This is a genomic window from Sedimentitalea sp. (genome assembly GCF_039973035.1).
Taxonomy (GTDB): domain Bacteria; phylum Pseudomonadota; class Alphaproteobacteria; order Rhodobacterales; family Rhodobacteraceae; genus Sedimentitalea.
In genome coordinates, this window is record NZ_JBDWLR010000072.1 from 1 (window position 1) to 7,391 (window position 7,391).

The following is a 7,391-nucleotide window of genomic DNA, read 5'->3' on the forward strand; positions in this document are numbered from 1 at the left end:
GCCAGCCAGCGACACGATCAGTGCAGCCGTCGATTCCGCGAGGCGGTGGCCCAATGATGCATCCTCGGCGACCAGCACCTTGGACACGCCAGCGATCTTGGCGGCGGCATCACCGGCAGCAGCGGCAGAAGCACCACAGCAAAGCGCAGTCACGTCTCCCAGTTTCGTCGCAGCAGTTACCGCCTTGGCGGTCGCGTCCAGCGCCAGTTCACCATCGGTGACTTCGGCAAGCAAAAGTACAGCCATTATACAGCCCCCACTTCCTTGAGTTTCGCAACCAGCTCGTCCACCGACGCGACCTTGATCCCGGCAGCGCGGATTGCAGGCTCGGCGGTTCCGACGATTTCGAGACGCGGGCTGACATCAACGCCGTAGTCCGCAGCCGTTTTCTCATCCAGAGGCTTTTTCTTGGCCTTCATGATGTTGGGCAGCGACGCATAGCGTGGTTCGTTCAAGCGCAGGTCGACCGTAACGATCGCCGGCATCTTGACCTTGATGGTCTGCAAGCCGCCATCGACTTCGCGGGTCACAACGGCGCTGTCGCCATCAATGTCCAGCTCAGAGGCAAAGGTGCCTTGCGACCAGCCCAACAGGGCCGACAGCATCTGGCCGGTGGCGTTCATGTCGTTGTCAATCGCCTGCTTGCCACAGAGCACGAGGCCCGGCTGCTCTTCGTCAACAATCGCCTTGAGGATCTTGGCAACCGCGAGAGGTTCGATGTCGGTGTGTACGTCATCTGCTGCCACAACCAGAATCGCCCGGTCTGCACCCATTGCCAGCGCTGTGCGCAGGGTTTCCTGCGACTGCTTTACGCCGATGGACACAGCGATGATTTCCTCGGCCTTCCCTGCTTCTTTCAGGCGAATGGCCTCTTCGACGGCAATCTCGTCGAACGGGTTCATCGACATCTTCACATTGGCCAGATCGACACCGCTCCCGTCCGCCTTCACGCGAACTTTCACGTTATAGTCGATCACGCGCTTGACAGGCACCAATACCTTCATCTGCGGTTCTCTCCTCAAATAAAACCAAGCCGGTCATCGACTCGGTTCAATGCATTCCAGCAGTTGATAGCGGGGCAAGGCAGCAGGAAACAGGGTAAAATCGTCACGTTATCAGGGTTGAACGTCGCGTTTCTTGTTTTTTGCCGGAAATCGCAGAACGTTGTCGGCTCAGCGGTTCGCGCCGGGAACCCACAAAACGTCATCTTCGCCGTTGTTGTTTGCCAATCGCGCCGCGACAAAGAACCAATCGCTCAGCCGGTTCAGATATCTGACCGCCGAGGCGTTCACCGCTTCTGTTGCGGCCAACTCGACCGCCAGCCGCTCTGCGCGGCGCGACACCGTGCGGCACACATGCAACTGCGCCGCCAATGCGCTGCCGCCGGGCAGTATAAAACTGCGTAGCGGACTCAGATGCGTGTTCATCGCGTCGATTTCGGATTCCAGCCGGTCAACCTGGGCATCGATCATGCGTAGGGGCGGGTATTCGGCCTCTGAATCTTTGTCCATATCAGGTCGGCACAGGTCCGCGCCGAGATCGAACAGGTCATTCTGAATGCGTGACAAGGCCGTGTCGATTTCACCCTCAGCATGCAACCGCGCAACGCCAACAAAGCTGTTGAGTTCGTCCGAAGTGCCATAAGCAGACACCCGCAGTGCCTGCTTGGCGATACGCTCGCCATTGCCGAGCGCAGTGTCGCCGCCATCGCCTGTGCGGGTATAGATTTTGTTCAGGACTACCATATCGTCAGCCTCCGCTTCCGCGCAGCCAGACAAAGAGCAGGATGAGGCAAACGGCGACAAACTGCGCGATGATCCGCCAGCGCATCATCTTGTTTCCGTGTTTCTTGTTAAAGGCGCCGCCTTTGGCGAACCCACCTATACCGATCATAAGTATGATCACCACTGCGGCCATCGCCACCAGGATCATCGGAAAAAGCAGATCGTCCATATTGCCCCCAAAGTCACTGTCGTTCGCGTCGTGATGTAGTCGCCCGAGACGCAAAAGCGAACCGCTAAATCTAGATCCGCGACACGATGCGGTCAATCATCCGGCTGGACAGCACCCGTTTCAGATAGCCACCGATATAGGTCGCTGTCGTCACATAGTACCTCGGGTTGGGGTTGGCGTTGCCCAGTGCCCGCAAAAGTTTGGCGGTCACGGCGCTCGCAGGCAGTTCAAATCTGTCTGGGCCAGTCTCGTTGTACATGCGGGGTATCAGGCGCGCTTCATAGTCGGCACGGCGTGGAGAGTTCTTCCAGTCCATGTATTTTTCGAAGTAGGGAATACCCTTTTCCCGAAACATCGTTGTGATCGGGCCGGGTTCGATGAGCACGACCTGAATACCAGAACCGCGCAATTCGACGCGCATCGTATCGCTTAGACCTTCCAACGCATGTTTCGTCGCCGTATAGGCTCCGCGCCAAGGGATCGCGAGAAGCCCAAGTCCAGAGGAACATTGTACGATGTGGCCGTGACCCTGCGCCCGCATGACCGGGATCACACCACGGGTCAGTTCATGCCAGCCAAACAGGTTGGCCTCGAAAATTGCGCGCAATCCATCGGTCGGTAAATCCTCGACCAGACCGGCCAGTTGATGGGCGCCGTTGTTGAACAGCGCATCCAATGTGCCGCCTGTCGCGCTGAGAACGTCTGCAAGTCCGCTGCGAATACTGTCTTCATCGCAATAGTCAATGCGGGGGCTTTCAAACCCGTCGGCAATCAAACGGTCGCAGTCTGCTTGTTGTCGGCATGCGGCAAAAACCCTCCACCCTGCTGCGCGCAAGGTTTGCGCCGCGTCGAGTCCGATGCCCGAGGAGCAACCGGTGATCAGGATGGATTTCTGCATGTGCTGCGCCTGTGGATGACCATTGGGCCAAGCCTATGCCCGCTGGCGCGGCGCACTGCAACAGAACTGTTTCTGATTCGGTGATACCGAGATCAGCGGTCCGGCTTGCTGACCAACGAGGCCGAGATCCAGCCAAGCTGTTGGCCGGGCATCGTACGGAGCCGCAGCCATCCTGTGCCGCTTTCGCTCAGGACCTCTACCGACTGGCCGATATTCAGCCGCGCGATGATCGGATATATCGTTCCGGGGCCGTCGCGCATGTTGACCCGAGTGCCGGTGATTTCGCGTATATCGGCCTCTTGCGACGCAAAGAGATCGGCTTGCCGTGGCGTGCCGTCTACTGTGTCTGTTTCAGTGCCGGTGGTGGTGCGCAACCCAGTCGCGCCAAGCTCCAGCGAGGCCAGCGATAAATCAGCCGCTTGCGCCCCGTCCGTAACGAGGGTCAGGCCTTGGCTCAGGCTGGCGCGCACTTGTTGCAATTCAGGGGATGGGGCTCGTGTTTCGATGATCTCGGGTTCGTCCGCCACTGCTGGCACGACTGCGGGTTGGTCGCTCAGCGTTGTGGGTATCGTGCGAACCGGCTTGTCCGCGACAATGCTGACGCGGCGCGGGGTTTGCACGACATCTTTCTTCAACGGACTCTCGGCGACCTGCGGACGCTCGGGCGGCTGAAATTCAGACCCCCCGCTCAATTCGTAGAACACCAGCGCCATTACGGCGAAAGAAGCAAGAACCAAGCGCATCGGGCGCCCTCCAACAGAAAAACCACAAACCAGAACCCGGCCGCACACCAACCGAACACGCCAACAATAGCGAACGTGCCGATTCGATGCATGGGGAAGAGTCCAAAACAATTGTCATTTTGCTAACAACAGATCTTGGCGAGAAAAAGGAAACGGGTCGCTTTACCCGACTCGATCAGACGCGTATCACAGCATCTATGAGTGATCTGGTTGATGACCCCAACATGAAGCCCGAAAATGGACTTGGCGAAGTGGCCGAGCCCCTGCGCCGTGCCATTGGCGACCGCTACCTCACATATGCGTTATCAACGATCATGCACCGGGCGTTGCCCGATGCGCGCGACGGACTAAAGCCGGTTCACCGGCGAATCCTCTATGCGATGCGTGAATTGCGGCTTTCGAGCAACGGCGGGTTCCGCAAATCGGCAAAGATTTCTGGCGACGTGATGGGTAACTATCACCCGCACGGCGATGCCGCGATCTATGACGCCATGGCCCGGCTCGCGCAGGATTTCAACGTGCGCTATCCGCTGGTGGACGGGCAGGGGAACTTTGGCAACATCGACGGCGATAACCCCGCCGCCTCGCGCTATACAGAAGCGCGGATGACCATCGTTGCCGAGGCGCTTCTCGAAGGGTTGAACGAGGACGCGGTTGATTTTCGCGACAATTATGACGGAACGCTCACTGAACCGGTGGTGCTCCCAGCACAGTTCCCGCATCTTCTCGCCAATGGATCAAGCGGTATTGCCGTGGGCATGGCGACCAACATACCGCCACACAATATTGCCGAACTGTGTGATGCCTGTCTGCATCTGATCAAGACGCCCGATGCGCGCGACGATACGCTGCTCAACTATGTGCCGGGGCCGGATTTTCCGACCGGCGGCGTCATCGTCGAGCCGCCTGAAAATATCGCCAATGCCTATCGTACGGGCCGAGGCTCGTTCCGGCTCCGTTGTAAATACGAGGTCGAGGACCTTGGGCGCGGCCAGTGGCAGATTGTTGTCACCGAGATCCCGTATCAGGTGCAGAAATCGCGGTTGATCGAAAAGATCGCTGATCTGATCCAGACCAAGAAGATTCCGATTCTCGCTGATATCCGCGATGAAAGCGCCGATGACATCCGGATGGTCTTTGAGCCACGGTCAAAGAACGTGGACCCGGAGGTTCTGATGGGCATGCTTTACCGCAATTCCGATCTGGAAGTGCGGTTTTCGCTGAACATGAACGTGTTGATCGACGGGGTGACGCCGAAGGTCTGCTCGCTCAAGGAAGTATTGCGCGCGTTCCTCGATCACCGGCAAGAGGTGCTGCTGCGCCGCAGCCGCCACCGCCTAGCCAAGATCGACCATCGGCTTGAGGTGCTGGAAGGCTTTATCGTCGCCTTCCTCAATCTCGACCGAGTGATCGACATCATCCGTTATGATGACGATCCCAAATCCGCACTGATGCGCGAGGACTGGTCCCGCGATTTTGTGCGCGCGACGTCCGAAAGCGACTACCAATCTCCGCCCGTGGGCGAGGGTGAACTGTCGGAAGTTCAGGTCGAAGCGATTTTGAACATGCGCCTGCGCAGCCTGCGCCGTCTCGAAGAGATGGAACTGCGCAACGAGTATGATGCGCTGATGAAAGAGCGCGCCGAAATCGAAGATCTGCTTGCTGATCCGGGCTTGCAATGGGCAAAAATCGCCGAGCAACTGAAAGAAACCAAAAAGACCTTTGGCAAGGATTACGAAGGCGGTGCGCGGCGGACCCTTCTGGAGGAGGCGGGTGAGGCCGAAGAGGTCCCGCTTGAGGCCATGATCGACCGCGAGCCGATTACCGTTGTCTGCTCGCAAATGGGCTGGATCCGCGCGATGACCGGCCATATCGATCTGACCCGCGAGTTGAAATTTAAGGACGGTGACGGCCCGCGTTTCATCTTTCACGCAGAAACCACCGACCGGCTGCTGGTCTTTGGCAGCAACGGCCGGTTTTATACCCTGTCCGCCGCCAACCTGCCCGGCGGGCGCGGCATGGGTGAACCGCTGCGCTTGATGGTCGATCTGCCAAACGAGGCTGAAATCGTCGATCTGTTTATTCATGCGCCAGACCGCAAGCTGCTAGTGGCGTCTACGGCGGGCAACGGGTTCGTCTTGCCCGAGGCGGATGTGATCGCCCAGACCCGCACTGGCAAGCAGGTCTTGAATGTCGGCGATGCGGCGCAGGCGTGTATCTGTCGCCCGGTGCTAGGCGATCACGTGGCTGTGGTCTCGCAGAACGGCAAGTTCCTCGTTTTCCCGACCGAAGAACTGCCCGAGATGGGCCGGGGCAAAGGTGTGCGACTTCAGAAATACAACATGGCGCGAGGCAAGCAGGGATCGCTCGAGCTTGACGGTGGCCTCGCCGATATCACGACCTTCAACTGGAGCGAGGGTCTGAGTTGGGAAATGGGCGGGGGCAAGACCCGGCATGAACCTGACCTGACCGAATGGCTGGGCAAACGCGCAGGTGTCGGAAAACGACCGCCCTATGGCTTCCCACGTAGTAACCGGTTCAAGTAAGGCATTTCGACTATCGGGAGAAACAGCGGGCAAGCGATTCAATGTAAAGTCGCAGCGCCTTAGGTCGCAGTTTCGCCCAGAGTTTAGCGGTCTCGGGATCACATTGACGGCAGACAGCGCCGGTTGCGTTTGCACCTGTGGGCTTGCTGGGCTATTTGCTCGCAAACACGAGGCTGACGAGAGAACACCATGATCCGCATTTTGACACTGCTGGCCGGGCTTGTCCTGTTGGCTGCCTGTAACACGGGTCCGCAGGACCGGACGCCCGCGTCGCTGGGGGAATTCAAGCTGGGCCACAATGTTGTTGTCGCCCAGAAGGCGCGGCAAGGACCGATTTCGCGCGACGCCACGCCCGAAGAGTGGGAAAGCACGATCCAGAATGCGGTCGCGGCGCGGTTTGGTGGCTTTGATGGCGATCAGCTCTATCATTTTGGCATCAGTGTCGAAGGGTTCATGCTGGCTCCGGAAGGGTTCATCTATAACCCTCGGTCTATGTTGGTCATCAATGTCACCGTTTGGGACGACGCCGCTGGCAAAAAGCTCAACGACGAGGTGCACCAGATCACCGTGGTCGAAGATTCCACCACCACCACGTTTTTCAAAGGCTCGGGACGCGAGCGGACCAAGCAGGAACAGATGGATGGTCTGACTGCCAATGCGCTGGATCAACTGGGAGACTGGTTGTCCGAGCAGCACGAACAGAATGGATGGTTTGACAAGCGACCGGAAACACCGGCCGCGATAACACCCTTGGCCGAGTGATTGCTGGTGCGCAGGACAGGCTTGATTTTCCGTTCTGAACCTCATATGTCGCGCCCGCACTCGACGTAAATGCGGGCCGTTTCGGCCCCCCAATTCAACAAAAGGCGCCTGCAGATGGGTAAGGAAAAGTTTGAGCGTAACAAGCCGCACGTGAACATTGGCACAATCGGCCATGTTGACCACGGCAAGACGACGCTGACGGCTGCGATCACGAAGTATTTCGGTGATTTCAAGGCATATGACCAGATCGACGGCGCGCCCGAAGAGAAAGCGCGTGGGATCACGATCTCGACCGCGCACGTGGAATACGAGACTGAAAACCGCCACTATGCGCACGTCGACTGCCCTGGCCACGCTGACTATGTGAAGAACATGATCACCGGTGCGGCGCAGATGGACGGCGCGATCCTGGTTGTGAACGCTGCTGACGGCCCGATGCCGCAGACCCGCGAGCACATCCTGCTGGGTCGCCAGGTCGGCATCCCGACG

8 protein-coding genes and 1 pseudogene are annotated in these 7,391 nt (G+C 58.6%); 3 read left to right on the forward strand and 6 right to left on the reverse strand.

The window, feature by feature from the left end; translation table 11 throughout:
* The 6 genes and pseudogenes from ABJO75_RS17505 to ABJO75_RS17530 form a co-directional block, all read right to left on the reverse strand.
* Nucleotides 1–246: pseudogene (locus ABJO75_RS17505) on the reverse strand (electron transfer flavoprotein subunit alpha/FixB family protein); the annotation flags it as partial.
* Entirely contained in the window at nt 246–1,004 is a 759-nt protein-coding gene (locus tag ABJO75_RS17510) for an electron transfer flavoprotein subunit beta/FixA family protein (protein ID WP_348414027.1), read from the reverse strand. The pseudogene ABJO75_RS17505 and the gene ABJO75_RS17510, both read right to left, overlap by 1 nt.
* A 168-nt stretch (nt 1,005–1,172) precedes the next feature.
* The gene (locus ABJO75_RS17515) at nt 1,173–1,745 is read right to left on the reverse strand and encodes a cob(I)yrinic acid a,c-diamide adenosyltransferase (protein WP_348129403.1); all 573 of its coding nucleotides are present in this window, start codon (nt 1,743–1,745) and stop codon (nt 1,173–1,175) included.
* A 4-nt stretch (nt 1,746–1,749) separates the two neighbouring features.
* Entirely contained in the window at nt 1,750–1,953 is a 204-nt protein-coding gene (locus tag ABJO75_RS17520) for a twin transmembrane helix small protein (protein ID WP_348129400.1), read from the reverse strand.
* Nucleotides 1,954–2,023: 70 nt separating this feature from the next.
* The gene (locus tag ABJO75_RS17525; RefSeq protein WP_348129397.1) at nt 2,024–2,851 is read right to left on the reverse strand and encodes an SDR family NAD(P)-dependent oxidoreductase; all 828 of its coding nucleotides are present in this window, start codon (nt 2,849–2,851) and stop codon (nt 2,024–2,026) included.
* A gap of 92 nt (nt 2,852–2,943) precedes the next feature.
* Nucleotides 2,944–3,594, reverse strand: a complete 651-nt coding sequence (locus ABJO75_RS17530) for an SH3 domain-containing protein (RefSeq protein ID WP_348129395.1) — start codon at nt 3,592–3,594, stop codon at nt 2,944–2,946.
* Between the two features lie 197 nt (nt 3,595–3,791).
* On the opposite strand from ABJO75_RS17530, the gene parC reads away from it, so the two are divergent.
* From parC to ABJO75_RS17545, 3 genes are all read left to right on the forward strand, one after another.
* Nucleotides 3,792–6,140, forward strand: coding sequence for a DNA topoisomerase IV subunit A (gene parC, locus ABJO75_RS17535; protein ID WP_348129392.1), 2,349 nt, complete (start codon nt 3,792–3,794; stop codon nt 6,138–6,140).
* A 189-nt stretch (nt 6,141–6,329) separates the two neighbouring features.
* Complete coding sequence (locus ABJO75_RS17540) at nt 6,330–6,902, forward strand: hypothetical protein (RefSeq protein ID WP_348129389.1); 573 nt, start codon at nt 6,330–6,332, stop codon at nt 6,900–6,902.
* Between the two features lie 114 nt (nt 6,903–7,016).
* Nucleotides 7,017–7,391 (forward strand): GTP-binding protein (locus tag ABJO75_RS17545; protein WP_348414028.1); only part of this gene is annotated, 375 nt, incomplete at its 3' end.